Below are 13,473 nucleotides of genomic sequence, written 5' to 3'. Positions count from 1 at the left end.
ATGCAACCCTATCTTTACTTAGGGAAAGCTGACCTGAGTAAGCCTCGCCTTGGGTGCGCACCCCACTTGACCAGGGGTAGCATCGCGCTCATGATCGAGACCGACCTTCACACGACGAAATTCCACGCGCTGCTTCAAGAGCAGATCTACCACGAATTCACCGCGGCGCAGCAATACGTTGCGGTCGCGGTATATTTCGACGGCGAGGATTTGCCGCAATTGGCGAAGTTCTTTTACGCCCAGGCCGTCGAGGAACGTAACCACGCGATGATGCTGGTGCAGTACCTGCTCGACCGCGACATCCGGGTCGAGATCCCCGGGGTCGACGCGGTGCGTAACAACTTCGACGGCCCGCGGGATGCGCTGGCGCTGACGCTCGAGCAGGAGCGCAGTGTCACCGAGCAGATCAGCCGGCTCACCAGCGCCGCCCGCGACGAGGGTGATCACCTCGGCGAGCAGTTCATGCAGTGGTTCCTGCGCGAGCAGGTCGAAGAGGTGGCCCTGATGACCCGCTTGCTCCGGGTTGCCGACCGCGCCGGGCACAACCTGTTCGAGCTGGAGAACTTCATCGCCCGCGAGATCACCGTGGGCCAGGAGGTCGGCGCGCCGCGTATCGCCGGCGCCTGATCCCCGCGCTGATCCGTCAGCCCGCCCGCAACCGCGCCTTGGTTCGGGCGGGCTGATTGGTCGCGACCCAGGCGACGCCGACGTCGCGACAGAAGTCGACGTCCTCTGCGCGGTCCACCGTCCAGCAGTACAGCGCGCGGCCCCGCGCGGCGGCCTGATCCACCAACTCGGGGTGTTCCCGCAGCGTCTCGATCGAGGGACCGATCGCCGTCGCTCCCACCGTCGTCGCCGCCCCGCCGCCTAAATACCGGGCGCCGGACCCGAGCAGCACGGTCGGCAGCAGGGGCGCGGCGCGACGAATCCGCCACACCGCAGCCGCCGAGAACGACATGACCACCGCCCGGGACCGCGAGGCCGATGCCGGCGCGGCGAGCCCATAACGCTGCAGCAGCGCGAGCACCTCGCGCTCGACCATCGAGCCGTACCGCACCGGATGCTTGGTCTCGATGAAGATCTTCACCGGCCGGTGCCAGTCCAGAACCAGCGCCACCAACGCGTCGAGCGTGAGCAGGCCGGTATCGCCGATGACGGGCTCGGACGAACCGGCTTGCCCGCCGGGGTGCCAAGCACCGAAATCGAGGCTCTGCAGCTGCGACAGCGTCATCTCGCTGACCACGCCGGCACCGCTGGAGGTCCGATCCACCCGCCGATCGTGCACACAGACCAGGTGGCCGTCACTGGTCAGCCGAACATCGCACTCGACGCCGTCCGCGCCCTCCCGCAACGCCAAGTCGTAGGCGGCCAGCGTGTGTTCCGGCCGGTCGGCAGAGGCACCCCGGTGCGCGACCACAAACGGGTGCTCCGAGACGACATCGGCGGCCGGGGTCATGGGCCTATGCTGCCGGTTCCCGCCCGTCGGGCTCAAGAGTCGGCGCCGACGGTTTCTGCGGTGGCTGCTGCGCCGCCCGCCGCGCCGCCGCGGGCTCGGTGGCGCCACCGTCTCCCACCACCACCCAATGGTGCGAGGGCCGGCCGATCGACCGCCGCTCGAATCCCTCGACCACACGGGCGGCGGCCACCACCGCCGCCAGGCCGAGCAGATATGCGAGCACCGTGGCCACGATGTTGTTGGCAATGCCCTGGGCGCCGTCGGCCCAGCTGGTTGCCGTGGCGAAGATCGCGACGGCGGTGCTGGCCGCCCACACGGCCCACCACACCACAATGGGCTTGCGCAGTCGGGACAGCCGGTCCTCCCGCTTGGCCAGTTCCAGAACAAAGACCGGAGCCCAGGCCAAGTTGACCACCGGGACCAGACATCCGGCCCACAGCGCCCAGGCAGGGCGCGTCTCAGGCTGATGCAGCCGCGCGAAGGTCGCCGATCGGCGGGCCAGCAGCCAGCGGGTCAGCACCACGGCGCAGCCGACCACCGCCGCGATCGCGGCGAGCCCGGCCAACCGTCCCAGCCACACCGCCCCGCCCGCGAGCAGGGGATTGAGCAGCCTGGTGCGGTTGACGATCATCAAGACATAGATCAGCGCGTGAACCAGGGCCGCCACTCCCAAAGCCGCAACGGCTGCGCCGAGCGCCCGCTCCAGAGCACGTGTCGTGGGCGCGGGCCGCTCGCCCGAGCGCGCCGGTGCGGCAGCGCGAACCGGCGCTCCCATGAGCGTCCAGCGCGGCATCACCTCATACCGCGGCGTCGGTCCGAGCGGGCGGCGCTGCGCAGGCAGCGGAGGCGGCGGGCCGGGCCGCACCGCGATCCAGCGGTACCGCAGCCCCGGGTTCGGTGCCGCCGGCGCAGGCGCGGCCGGCGCTGCGGGTGGCCCCGGCGGGGTCCACTGCAACTGGGCTTCCTGCTCGGGTGTCAGCGGCGCCCACAGTGCGCCGTTGCAGCGCGGACACCAGGCCCGTTGACGGTCGCGCACGTTCCACCGCGTGTTGCAGCGGGAACACACCTGGATCACCGCCCCAGCCTAATGGGTGCCGACGCGTCAGTCCGGGTTTGCCCGACCACCGGCCCGCTCGACACCCGGTCAGCTACCACTGGCTATCCACAGTTTCCACAGGGTTATCCACATCCGTGGCGCGGGTCGCAGGCGCCGTGATGTGCCCGTTATATAGGGCACGGCGCATCGATTGTGGATAACACGCCCCAAACGAGGGCAGCGACTAACAGCACCGAGCGAAATCGCTTGACCGGCTAACCGTCGCCGACCGGCCGCAGACACATCGGCGCAGGTAAGTGGGGTTATCGCAGGGAATTTTTCCACGGGACGCACAAAGCGCTATGATCGCCGTCACAGTAACGGTGTGATGCGCCTCACGCGGGTGGGTGCGCGGCGAAGCAGGGGGCTGGGAGCATGGCGGTACGCCCGATCGGATCCGGATCCGGATCCGTGGTGCCGGGGTCGGCTTGGCATTCGGGATCGTCGACCTACAAGCGCGCCTACCTGTTGGCGTCGCTGCGCGCCGGACTGATCGCTTTGGTACTGCTGTCATTCCTGCTTGCGCTCGTCCTGACCTGAACCCCGGACCGGGACGCCCGCCCCTTTGCCGGTCCCCCCGGTTGTTGCGGTACTTCCGCCGTTAGAGCAGTGTTGGACGAGGTGGCTCACCACACCGTGCCCCTGGTCCGGTGGGGTGGCGCCAGCTCATCAGCACCTGTCGACAATGATCAACGGTGATTGACACCGGATCAGCACTGACCGAAGGAAGGAACCCCGTGGCCGACTACACCTTGCCGGACTTGGACTGGGATTACGGAGCCCTTGAGCCGCACATCTCGGGTCAGATCAACGAACTGCACCACAGCAAGCACCACGCCGCCTACGTGGCCGGCGTCAACAGCGCGCTGGCGAAGCTCGAAGAGGCTCGCGCCAACGACGACCACGCCGCCATCTTCTTGAACGAGAAGAACCTGGCCTTCCACCTCGGCGGGCACGTCAACCACTCGATCTGGTGGAAGAACCTGTCCCCCAACGGCGGCGACAAGCCGACCGGCGAACTGGCCGCCGCCCTTGATGACGCGTTCGGCTCGTTCGACAAGTTCCGTGCGCAGTTCACCGCCGCCGCCAACGGCCTGCAGGGTTCGGGCTGGGCGGTACTGGGCTACGACACCCTCGGCAAGAAGCTGCTGACCTTCCAGCTCTACGACCAGCAGGCCAACGTGCCGCTGGGCATCATCCCGCTGTTGCAGGTCGACATGTGGGAGCACGCCTTCTACCTGCAGTACAAGAACGTCAAGGCAGACTACGTCAAGGCATTCTGGAACGTGGTCAACTGGGCCGACGTGCAGTCTCGCTTCGAGGCCGCCACGTCGAAGGCCTCGGGGCTGATCTTCTAAGTCGTATCAACGGCCCGGCTGGGGCGTCGCGCGATTGGCGCGGCGCCCCTCCTGGTCTCTATACCGTCTCAAATTCCCACGGGTCCGCCGTGTCCGCTTGAATCGCCCTCACCGGTGCCGCATGCTGGCAGATAACCCACCCGCTGAAATGCGAGCAGGCGCGTCAAGCCAACAAGCCACAATGTCGCGGAGGGTGCGCGATGGAGACGACAGGACCCGGTCGGGCGATCGAGGTTGCCCCTTTTCACTCCGGGGGCGAGCTTCACGGATTCGTGGTGTTCGGCCGGTGGCCGGATTCGACCAAGGAGTGGGCCCAACTGCTCAGTGTCGCGGTTCGGGTCGCGTCGATGCCCGGATTACTCACTACCACAACGATTTTCGGTACCCACGAAGACTTTCCGGACAACCCGGGCGCAGTCGGGTTGCTGCTCGCTGAGGGCACCGTCACCGGCGAGTCGGCAATCCCCCCGGGGTGTTTCGCCGGTCGCCAGCCGTCCGCATTGCTGATGCTGCATCCGCCGTCGGAAACCATTCCCTCGCTACCTGAATGCCGGGGCGCGGCTTCTGGATGCGTGCTGCTGCCGGGCCTGCCCCACCTGGGACTCCAGCATCGGGCGGCCTGGGTCGAAGCCGATGCCGACGGCACCGTCACCTCGCTGGTGAGCCGCGTCGGTGTCGACCCGGTCAGCCATCCCGATACCGCGATACTGGCCATGCTGCTTGCCGCATAAGGGATTCTGCACCTCATATTTCGACTGGCCGAAATCGCCCGGCGGCTGGCGAACCGGCCCGCAGCGTCACTAGCCTCGGCAACTGACGAAAGGTCGTCGCGCATGCTCGCCGCCGCTCTGATCAGCCTGGCCGTGGTGTTCGCCGCTGAGCTCGGCGACAAGTCGCAGCTGATCACCTTGACCTACGCCCTGCGGCACCGGTGGTGGGTGGTGCTCGGCGGGGTTGCCATCGCCGCGTTCGCAGTGCACGGAATCTCGGTGACGGTCGGGCACTTCCTCGGCCTGACGTTGCCGGCCCGCCCGATCGCAGCCATCGCCGGCGTGGCCTTCATCGGTTTCGCGGCCTGGACGTGGCGCGACGGCGCCCGCCCGGGCTCCGAGCAGGCCACCGCCGGAGAGCCGCGCTTCGCGCTGCTGGCGGTCGTGTCCTCGGTGCTGCTGGCCGAGCTGGGCGACAAGACGATGCTGGCCACGGTTGCGCTGGCCAGCGACCGTGACTGGCTGGGCGTGTGGCTGGGCGCGACGGCGGGGATGGTGCTGGCCGATGCGGTGGCGGTCGCCGCCGGAGCGGTGCTGCACCGCCGGTTGCCCGAACGCTCCCTGCATGCCGCGGCGAGCCTGCTGTTCCTGGCGTGCGGGTTGTGGATTTTGCTCGACGAGGCGCTCGGCCGGCGGACGGTGGCCGTTGCCGTGGTCGCCGCGCTGGCGGCCGTGGCGTCGGCGTCCGCACTGTGGCGGGCGTCGCGCCGCCGTTCCGCATCGACCGCCGGAGACGATTCCACCGGCCGGTAGCAAATCCCGCTGACGGCCTGATCGGTGGGGCAGCTTGCGCTTGACCGGAGCGCCTCTCGAGGACGCGGACCCGCCGACTAAGCTTGCCATTGCGCTTCGTTCGCCGACGAGGCCGCAATTGTGCTTGGTACTACACGAGAATTGGACCACAGGGACCGCTAAGGCCAACGATTGAACTGCGCCAAACCCTTTCTCGTACATCAAGATCGGATTCGCTACGCGAACACTCTTGGTTGTGTCGGTAACTATCGCTACGATGATCAGCAAATCATCAGGCGTTTCTGCTCCGCCCGCGCAGAACGCCTCGACCGCCTGCCTACCCCATGGAGGTCCTATCGATGAGCGTGTCGTTCGCCGTCCGCTTGAATCGCCTTTTCGATGTGGTCTATCCACCCGGACGCGGACCGCACACGTCCGCGGAGGTGATCGCGGCGCTCAAAGCGGAGGGCGTAACGATGTCTGCCCCTTACCTGTCTCAGCTCCGCTCGGGTAACCGGACGAACCCGTCCACCGCCACCATGGCCGCATTGGCCAACTTCTTCCGGATCAAGCCTGCGTTCTTCACCGACGACGAGTACTACGCCAAGCTCGACGCGGAGCTGTCCTGGCTGGACAGCATCCGCGATGCCGGGGTACGCCGCATCGCAACCCACGCCGTCGGCCTCTCCCCCGAGGCCCAGGAAGACGTTCTGGCCCACATCGACGAACTGCGCCGCAAGGAGCACCTCAGCGCCTGAGGCGCCGGCGGCGCGATTAGGGTGGCTTGATCGGTTTCAGCGAGACACCGGGGAGGCGGCCGGGATGGGCCTGTTCAGAAAACGCAAGAGCCGCGCGACCCGGCGGGCCGAAGCCCGCGCGCTGAAAGCCGGCGCCAAGCTCGAGGCTCGGCTCGCAGCCAAGGGCGAGGCGAAACGCTTCAAGGCTGCCCAGCGCGCCCAGGACCGCGCACTCAAAGCGCAGATCAAGTCGGACCGCAATCGCGACCGCACCGCGCTCAAAGCGGCCGAGAGTCAACTCAAAGCCGCCCGCGAGGGTCGGCTGCTGTCCCCGGCCCGAGTCCGCCGGACCCTGGTGGTCGCCAGGATGCTGGCTCCCGTGCTCGTACCGCTGGTGTACCGGGCCGCGATGGCGCTACGCGGACTGATCGACGAGCAGCGGGCCGCCGGGCTTGGGGTGCCGCTGGCCCGCATCGGCGAATTCTCCGGCAACCTGGCCCCGCTCTCGGCACGGATCGCGGGCGCGGAGAAGACCCTGCGGCTGGTGCAGGACCGCAAACCCAAGGACCCCGAGACCAAGCAGTTCGTCGCGGCGATCACCGAACGGCTGTCGGACCTGTCGACGGCGGTGACCGCCGCGGAGACCATGCCGGTCGATCGGCGCCGGGTCGCCGCCGCAGCCATCGGCGACCAGCTCGATGGCATCGACGCCGATCTGATGGCCCGGCTGGGGCTGCCGGTATGACCGGCGGCATGCGCGCCCTGGCGCTGGCCGTCGCGATCGCCGCGGGTTCGTTCGCCGGCGCCGGTTCCGCGTGGGCACATGTGCACGCCAGCAGTCCCGGCGCGGTGCGGGGCGGGGTCGCAATGGTGACGTTCGAGGTGCCCAATGAGTCTCCGAACGGTTCGGCCACAACGGAACTCACCGTCACACTGCCCGACGTCGCCTCAGCTCGCACCGAAACCAAGCCCGGCTGGACGGCGCGCTTGGACCGCGACCCGAAATCGGGGGTGGTGCGCTCGGTGACCTGGACGGCCACCGACGGCGGCATCGGTGTCGACCAGTTCGGGCTGTTCCGCATAGCGATGCGGCTGCCGGACGCCGACACGGTGAACTTCCCGTCGGCGCAGCGATACGCCGACGGCACCGAGGTGCGCTGGGATCAGCCGCCCCCGGCCGGTGGGGGCCAGGCAGAGCACCCGGTGCCCACCCTGGCGCTGGGGTCTGGACCGGCGCCCGGTTCTGAACACCACGCCCAACATCCGGAGCCCGCGGTGTCGGCCGGCCCGGCGCCGGGCGCCGGAACCGAGACCACGCAACATTCCGCCGACAACGCGGCCCGCCTGCTCGGCGGGGCAGCCCTGCTGGTCGCCGCGCTGGCCGCCGCGGTCGCCCTGGCCAGGCGGCGGACATGAGGCGGGTGCTGCGCACCGTGCTGGCGGCGGTGTTTGCGCTGGGCATGCTGTCGGCAAGCGTCGGCGTCGCCGCGGCGCACGCCGTGCTGGTCTCGACCGACCCCCCGCGCGATGCGGAGCTGTCGCGCGGACCCGACCGGGTCAGCGCCACCTTCAACGAGCAACTGCAGGCCGATTTCGCCGCCATGACCGTCGTGGGGCCCGACGGTCACCTGTGGTCCACCGGGGAAACCCAGGTGACCGGCGCGGTCGCCAGCGTCGCGGTACGCCCGCTGGGACCGGCCGGCACCTACACCGTCCACTTTCGGGTCACCTCCGCAGACGGGCACGTGGTGTCCGGATCGTGGCCCTTCCAGCTGACGGAAGCCGGCACCGGGGAGCCGGGACCGGCGGTCGGCGACCGGTCGGACGCCGCACCCGCCGTTGGACATCGCGACGCCGACGCGCCCGCTGACATGCCCATTTGGCCTTTCGTCGCCGGCGCGGTGGCACTCGTCGCGGCCGGTCTGTGGTTCAACCGCTCGCGCTCCTGAATTGTTCGGCCGGCGGTCACCGACCGCAGATGCTGGCATGATGGGAACGTTGCCGGTTTCCGCGACCAGAACCCGCAGAGGAGCTGCCGTATGACCGAACCGCAAGACCAGTCCGATCCCGATCCCACCGCCTCGGCTCCCGAGTCGGTGAGCCCCGCTGGCGCAGACAAGCCCACAGACCCGCCGGCGGCGCCGCCGAAGGCGCCCGCCAAGAAGGCCCCGGCGAAAAAGCCCGTCGCCAAGAAGGCTCCGGCCAAAGCCGCAAAGAAGGCGCCTGCGAAGAAGGCGCCCACCAAGAGCGCACCCGCGGCGCCCGCTCCCACCCCCGCTGCCCCGGCCGCGGCGGCCGTGGCCACCAACGGCGCGGCGCAACCGTCCAATGGCGCCAAGGAAACGGCCGCCCAGGCCAAGACCACGGTGGACACCGCCCCGAACCCGCTGAGCCCGCCGGCGCCGCGGTCGCCACGGCCCCCGAGCCCGCTGTTGGCTGCCGGAGTGCTCGGCGTGCTCGCCTTGCTGCTGCTCCGCCGGCGGCGCCGCGCGCGCCGAGGCTGATCCGCAGTGAGTGCTCGCTTCCGGCCCACCGCCGACTTGGTCGATGAGATCGGTCCCGATGTACGCAGCTGCGATGTCCAATTCCGCCAGCTCGGCGGCCGCAGGGACTTCGCCGGGCGCATCAGTACGGTGCGCTGCTTTCAAGACAACGCGCTGCTCAAATCGGTGCTCTCAGAACCGGGTGACGGCGGGGTGCTGGTGATCGACGGCGGCGGCTCCCTGCATACCGCGCTGGTGGGTGACGTCATCGCCGAGCTGGCCCGCGGCAACGGCTGGGCCGGACTGATCGTGCACGGCGCGGTGCGCGACGCGGCGACCTTGCGCACCCTCGACCTGGGGATCAAGGCGCTGGGCACCAATCCGCGCAAGAGCGGCAAAACCGGGGCCGGCGAGCGCGACGTCGTGGTTGATTTCGGCGGCGTCTCGTTCGTGCCCGGCGCGACGGCGCACAGCGACGACGACGGCATCGTCGTCGTCTGAGGTCCGGCGCACCGATGGAAGCCACATTGCGGGCACGCTGGGAGCTGCTGCGCGCACGAGTCGACGACGCATGCCGCGCCGCGGGCCGTTCGCCCGGGGACGTCGAGGTGCTGCCCGTGAGCAAGACCTTCGGTCCCGACCTGATCCGGCAAGCCGTCGATCTGGGGCTGCGACGGTTCGGAGAGAACAAGGTCCAGGAGATCAAGGACAAGTACGAGCCGCTGGCCGACTGCGGGATCGACTGGGTGATGATCGGCCACCTGCAGACCAACAAAGCCGGCGTGGTCGCGCGGCTGGCCGCCGAGGTGCAGTCGGTGGACCGGTCCAGACTGGCGGCGACCCTGGACCGGCACCTGCGCGCCGAAGGCCGTGTCATGGACGTGCTGGTACAGGTCAAGACCTCTGACGAACCCAGCAAGTACGGTCTGGACCCCGCCCAGCTGCTCCCCTTCCTCGATGAGCTGGCCGGCTACCCCAGCCTGCGGGTCCGCGGCCTGATGACGCTGGCCATCAACACCGCCGATCCGGACGCGGTTCGCGGGTGCTTTCGCCGGCTACGCGAACTTCGGGACGACGCCGTGACGCGCGGCCACGACCTTCCGCGACTGTCGATGGGGATGAGCGGCGACTTTCCCCTGGCGATCGCCGAGGGCGCCACCGAGGTGCGGATCGGGACCGCCCTGTTCGGCGCCCGACCCCACCCGGATTCCTTCTATTGGCCGGAGAACGGCTAGCAGGCTAGGCGCTCACCGTCGCCCGGTGCTTGCTGAACTTCAGCGACTTCTCGTCCACCTTGCCGTACCGGATCAGCCGCAGGTCCAACAGATAGTTCTGCTTCAGCCGCCAGGGCGCTTCCGAACCGGACCGCGGCAGCTCGGCCATCGCGCGGCGGAAGTAGCCGGGACTGAAGTCCATGAACGGTTCTTCCTTCACCGCGGCACCGGGGTGCTGCGGCTCGACCTTGTCGAAACCCTTGTCGTCCATGTAGTTGAGCACGCGGCAGACAAACTCCGAGACCAGGTCGGCCTTGAGCGTCCACGACGCGTTGGTGTAGCCAAAGGTGACCGCCGCATTGGGAACCCCGGAGAACATCAGGCCCTTGTAGGTCATCGTCTTGGGCAGATCGATCGGCTCGCCGTTGCGCAGCAGCGTCGCACCGCCCAGCAGCTGCATGTTCAGGCCCGTCGCGGTGATGATGATGTCGGCGTCGAGTTCTTGGCCGGAGTTCAGCCGGATCCCGGTCTTGGTGAACGTGTCGATCGTGTCGGTGACGACATCCGCCTGACCGCGGCGGATGGCCTTGAACAGGTCGCCGTCGGGCGCCAGGCACAGCCGCTCGTCCCACGGGTTGTACCGCGGCCCGAAGTGCTTCTGCACGTCAAAGCCTTCCGGCAGCCGGCGCTTGGCCATGGTCATCAGCGTGTTCCGCATGAATTTCGGGAACTTCCGCGCCAGCTGGTACTGCACGGTGCTGAAGCCGATCGCCTTCCACCGGTTGACGAAGTGCGCCGCCTTGTCCGGCAGGTAGCGGTTGGCCTTCTCCGCGATCGGGTCGACCAGCGGGAGCGCGCCGATGTAGGTGGGCGAGCGCTGCAACATGGTCACGTGCCCGGCGCCGGAGTTGACCAGCGCGGGGATCAGGGTCACCGCGGTGGCGCCGCTGCCGATCACCACGATCTTCTTGCCGGTGTAGTCCAGGTCCTCCGGCCAGTGCTGCGGGTGCACGATGGTTCCGGCAAAGTCCGCGGAGCCCGGGAACTCCGGCGAGTAGCCCTCGTCGTAGTTGTAGTAGCCGCTGCAGGCGAACACGAACGATGCGGTGATCTGCTCCTGCTTGCCGTCGTTGTCGACGGTGATCGTCCACTGGTTGTCGGCGTCAGACCAGTCGGCCGCTACCACCCGGTGCCGATAACGGATCTTCTTGTCGATGCCGTTCTCGACAGCGGCCTCGTTGATGTAGTTCCAAATGTCGGGGCCCTGGGCGATCCCCTGCGCCGAGCGCCACGGCTTGAACCGGAAGCCCAGGGTGAACATGTCCGAATCCGAGCGAATGCCCGGGTACTTGAACAGATCCCAGGTACCGCCGAGGTTGTCCCGGCCTTCCAGGATGGCGTAGCTCTTGTTCGGGCAACGATCCTGCAGGTGCCAGGCAGCGCTGATGCCGGAGATCCCCGCGCCGATGATCACAACATCGAGGTGTTCAGTCATGACGCCACGTTATCAACGGTGCGTTGAGATGGTCAACACTCTGTTGATTAAGTCGACGTGGTGTAAAGTAGCCGCCATGGCCAGCCCCCATGCGACCCGTCACGGACGTCGCGGGACCCGGCCGTCCGGCGACGATCGCGAACAGGCGATCCTGGCCACCGCCGAACGGCTGCTGGAACAGCGCGCACTCGCCGAAATCTCGGTGGACGACCTGGCCAGGGGCGCAGGCATCTCGCGGCCGACCTTTTACTTCTATTTCAAGTCGAAGGACGCCGTGCTGCTCTCCCTGCTGGAGCCGCTCATCGCCGCCGCCGACTCGGAGTTCGAGGGGGCGGTGCAACGTCTGCCCAGCGACCCGCGCCGGATCTGGCGCAGCGGCATCAAGGCCTTCTTCCTCGCATTCACCTCGCACCGGGCGATAGCTCGCGCCGGCACCGAGGCGCTGGCCACCAGCCCGGAGTTCCGGGCCATGTGGAACGGCTTCATGCAGAAGTGGATCCAGCAGACCGCTGCGATGATCACCGCCGAACGTGATCGCGGCGCCGCACCGGCGACCATCGACGCCATGGACCTTGCCACGTCACTGAACCAGATGAACGAACGCACCATGATGGCCGCGTTGTTGGCCGAGGAGCCGTCGGTGCCGCACGACCAGGTGGTCGACACACTGACCCACGTCTGGGTCAACAGCATCTACGGCCCGACGTACTGAGCTCCGCTTAGAACTGGGACGCGCCGAAACCGGCCAGCAACACCGAGAATCCGCCTATCTCGCCGACGATGAGCAGCACCATCCCCAGGCGCAGCTGCCAACTGCCCGACCTGAATTGATTTGTGGTGTCGCGCAATACGCCGTGCAGCATGTAGCTGCCGATGGCGGCGACAAAGAAGGTCACCATCACCATCGCCGCGGTCATGTTGACCCAGGTCGGCCAACCGCTCAGTTCGACGAAGACCGCCACCAGCAAGGCGGCAAAGGAATACATCAGCGCCGCCCGGTGCGCGATGTCGACGTATACGTGCGCATGACCATCCTCTGAGGCGGCGATCTGCTGGTACTTCCAGACCCCCAGGCCCAGCGCCAGGAGAAAGATCAGACCGGCCGACAGCAAGGTCACCTTGGTGTCGATGTCCAGACTCATAACCACCGGCTGAGCCTACTTCGCCGGAAGGCGGCTGCGCGCCGCGGCGAAGAAACACCGTGTGCTGACCGCGCCCGGCCCCCAAGACCAGCGACACCGCTAGGCTCGGCGAGATGCGCTTTGCGTTCAAGACCTCGCCCCAAAACACCACCTGGGCCGACATGCTGGCCGTCTGGCGAGCCGCGGACGATATCGACGTCTACGAGTCCGGTTGGACCTTCGACCACTTCTACCCGATCTTCTCCGACCCGACCGGTCCGTGCCTGGAAGGCTGGACCACCCTGACGGCCCTGGCGCAGGCCACCACGCGGCTGCGCCTGGGAACCCTGGTGACCGGTGTGCACTACCGCCATCCCGCCGTGCTGGCCAACATGGCCTCGGCCCTCGACATCATTTCCGCCGGCCGGCTCGAGCTCGGTATCGGCGCGGGCTGGAATGAGGAGGAATCCGGCGCCTATGGGATCGAGTTGGGCAGTATCGGCGAGCGCTTCGACCGGTTCGAGGAGGCCTGCCAGGTTCTCGTCGGTTTGTTGAACGCACCGACCACCACGTTCTCCGGTACCTACTACCAGCTCACCGACGCCCGCAACGAGCCCAAAGGTCCGCAGCGCCCCCATCCACCGATCTGCATCGGCGGCAACGGCGAGCAGCGCACCCTGAAGATCGCGGCGCGTTATGCGCAGCATTGGAATTTCGTCGGTGGCACGCCCGCCGAGTTCGCCCGAAAGCGCGAGGTGCTGGCCGCCCACTGTGCCGACATCGGCCGCGAACCGGACCACCTGCTGTCGGCGCACGTCCGGTTGCAGCCAGACCTGGACTACAGCCGGGTGCTCGACGAGGCCGCCGCCCTGGGCGCGGTGGGACTCGACCTGGCGATCATCTACCTGCCGACGCCCCATGACCCTGCGGTGCTGGAACCGATGGCCGAAGCGATCCGAGATTCCGGGTTGTTGGCTTCGGTTGCGAAATGATCACGTCCAGCAAACCCCT

General features: G+C 68.0%; 18 protein-coding genes. 14 read left to right on the top strand and 4 right to left on the bottom strand.

The features are described from left to right. Positions 1 to 90: 90 nt before the first annotated feature. Positions 91 to 627, top strand: a complete 537-nt coding sequence (locus LI92_RS06600) for a ferritin (RefSeq protein ID WP_046317297.1) — start codon at positions 91 to 93, stop codon at positions 625 to 627. Positions 628 to 643: 16 nt separating this feature from the next. On the opposite strand, the gene LI92_RS06595 is transcribed toward LI92_RS06600, so the two are convergent. Both LI92_RS06595 and LI92_RS06590 read right to left on the bottom strand, forming a co-directional pair. After that, positions 644 to 1,456, bottom strand: coding sequence for a glycerophosphodiester phosphodiesterase (locus LI92_RS06595; RefSeq protein WP_046317295.1), 813 nt, complete (start codon positions 1,454 to 1,456; stop codon positions 644 to 646). A gap of 4 nt (positions 1,457 to 1,460) precedes the next feature. Beyond that, complete coding sequence (locus LI92_RS06590) at positions 1,461 to 2,531, bottom strand: DUF4328 domain-containing protein (protein ID WP_046317293.1); 1,071 nt, start codon at positions 2,529 to 2,531, stop codon at positions 1,461 to 1,463. A 396-nt stretch (positions 2,532 to 2,927) separates the two neighbouring features. On the opposite strand from LI92_RS06590, the gene LI92_RS23685 reads away from it, so the two are divergent. The 11 genes from LI92_RS23685 (at position 2,928) to LI92_RS06540 (ending at position 9,867) form a co-directional block, all read left to right on the top strand. Beyond that, positions 2,928 to 3,092, top strand: coding sequence for a hypothetical protein (locus LI92_RS23685; protein WP_192829993.1), 165 nt, complete (start codon positions 2,928 to 2,930; stop codon positions 3,090 to 3,092). 197 nt (positions 3,093 to 3,289) lie between these two features. Further along, positions 3,290 to 3,910: a superoxide dismutase gene (locus LI92_RS06585; protein WP_046317291.1), complete on the top strand. Its 621-nt coding sequence runs from the start codon at positions 3,290 to 3,292 to the stop codon at positions 3,908 to 3,910. Positions 3,911 to 4,110: 200 nt separating this feature from the next. Beyond that, on the top strand, positions 4,111 to 4,641 hold the full coding sequence (locus LI92_RS06580; RefSeq protein ID WP_046317289.1) for a hypothetical protein: 531 nt from the start codon (positions 4,111 to 4,113) through the stop codon (positions 4,639 to 4,641). 102 nt (positions 4,642 to 4,743) lie between these two features. Next, complete coding sequence (locus LI92_RS06575; RefSeq protein WP_046317288.1) at positions 4,744 to 5,433, top strand: TMEM165/GDT1 family protein; 690 nt, start codon at positions 4,744 to 4,746, stop codon at positions 5,431 to 5,433. Positions 5,434 to 5,771: 338 nt separating this feature from the next. Further along, the gene (locus tag LI92_RS06570; protein ID WP_046317286.1) at positions 5,772 to 6,170 is read left to right on the top strand and encodes a helix-turn-helix transcriptional regulator; all 399 of its coding nucleotides are present in this window, start codon (positions 5,772 to 5,774) and stop codon (positions 6,168 to 6,170) included. A 64-nt stretch (positions 6,171 to 6,234) separates the two neighbouring features. After that, on the top strand, positions 6,235 to 6,894 hold the full coding sequence (locus tag LI92_RS06565) for a DUF6474 family protein (protein WP_046317283.1): 660 nt from the start codon (positions 6,235 to 6,237) through the stop codon (positions 6,892 to 6,894). Continuing rightward, complete coding sequence (locus tag LI92_RS06560; protein ID WP_152665362.1) at positions 6,891 to 7,565, top strand: YcnI family copper-binding membrane protein; 675 nt, start codon at positions 6,891 to 6,893, stop codon at positions 7,563 to 7,565. Before LI92_RS06565 ends, LI92_RS06560 begins: the two co-directional genes overlap by 4 nt. Next, on the top strand, positions 7,562 to 8,098 hold the full coding sequence (locus tag LI92_RS06555; protein ID WP_046317281.1) for a copper resistance CopC family protein: 537 nt from the start codon (positions 7,562 to 7,564) through the stop codon (positions 8,096 to 8,098). Before LI92_RS06560 ends, LI92_RS06555 begins: the two co-directional genes overlap by 4 nt. A 90-nt stretch (positions 8,099 to 8,188) precedes the next feature. Then, positions 8,189 to 8,653 (top strand): hypothetical protein, encoded by a 465-nt coding sequence (locus tag LI92_RS06550; RefSeq protein WP_046317279.1) that lies wholly within the window; start codon positions 8,189 to 8,191, stop codon positions 8,651 to 8,653. A gap of 6 nt (positions 8,654 to 8,659) precedes the next feature. Further along, positions 8,660 to 9,133, top strand: a complete 474-nt coding sequence (gene rraA, locus LI92_RS06545; RefSeq protein WP_046317277.1) for a ribonuclease E activity regulator RraA — start codon at positions 8,660 to 8,662, stop codon at positions 9,131 to 9,133. A 14-nt stretch (positions 9,134 to 9,147) separates the two neighbouring features. Next, on the top strand, positions 9,148 to 9,867 hold the full coding sequence (locus tag LI92_RS06540) for a YggS family pyridoxal phosphate-dependent enzyme (protein ID WP_046317275.1): 720 nt from the start codon (positions 9,148 to 9,150) through the stop codon (positions 9,865 to 9,867). Between the two features lie 4 nt (positions 9,868 to 9,871). On the opposite strand, the gene LI92_RS06535 is transcribed toward LI92_RS06540, so the two are convergent. Further along, entirely contained in the window at positions 9,872 to 11,341 is a 1,470-nt protein-coding gene (locus tag LI92_RS06535) for a flavin-containing monooxygenase (RefSeq protein WP_046317273.1), read from the bottom strand. A 76-nt stretch (positions 11,342 to 11,417) separates the two neighbouring features. Here LI92_RS06535 and LI92_RS06530 point away from each other — a divergent pair, with 76 nt between their 5' ends. Continuing rightward, entirely contained in the window at positions 11,418 to 12,053 is a 636-nt protein-coding gene (locus LI92_RS06530; RefSeq protein ID WP_046317272.1) for a TetR/AcrR family transcriptional regulator, read from the top strand. A 7-nt stretch (positions 12,054 to 12,060) separates the two neighbouring features. On the opposite strand, the gene LI92_RS06525 is transcribed toward LI92_RS06530, so the two are convergent. Beyond that, the gene (locus LI92_RS06525) at positions 12,061 to 12,483 is read right to left on the bottom strand and encodes a hypothetical protein (protein WP_046317270.1); all 423 of its coding nucleotides are present in this window, start codon (positions 12,481 to 12,483) and stop codon (positions 12,061 to 12,063) included. Positions 12,484 to 12,596: 113 nt separating this feature from the next. Between LI92_RS06525 and LI92_RS06520 the strand changes: the two genes are divergently transcribed. Continuing rightward, the gene (locus LI92_RS06520) at positions 12,597 to 13,454 is read left to right on the top strand and encodes an LLM class F420-dependent oxidoreductase (protein WP_046317268.1); all 858 of its coding nucleotides are present in this window, start codon (positions 12,597 to 12,599) and stop codon (positions 13,452 to 13,454) included. Positions 13,455 to 13,473 lie beyond the last annotated feature (19 nt).

Source organism: Mycobacterium sp. UM_Kg1, from assembly GCF_000972925.1.
Classification (GTDB): Bacteria; Actinomycetota; Actinomycetes; order Mycobacteriales; family Mycobacteriaceae; genus Mycobacterium; species Mycobacterium hiberniae.
Note: the sequence above shows the minus strand (reverse complement) of the source record. Positions and strands in the feature narration are given on the sequence as shown.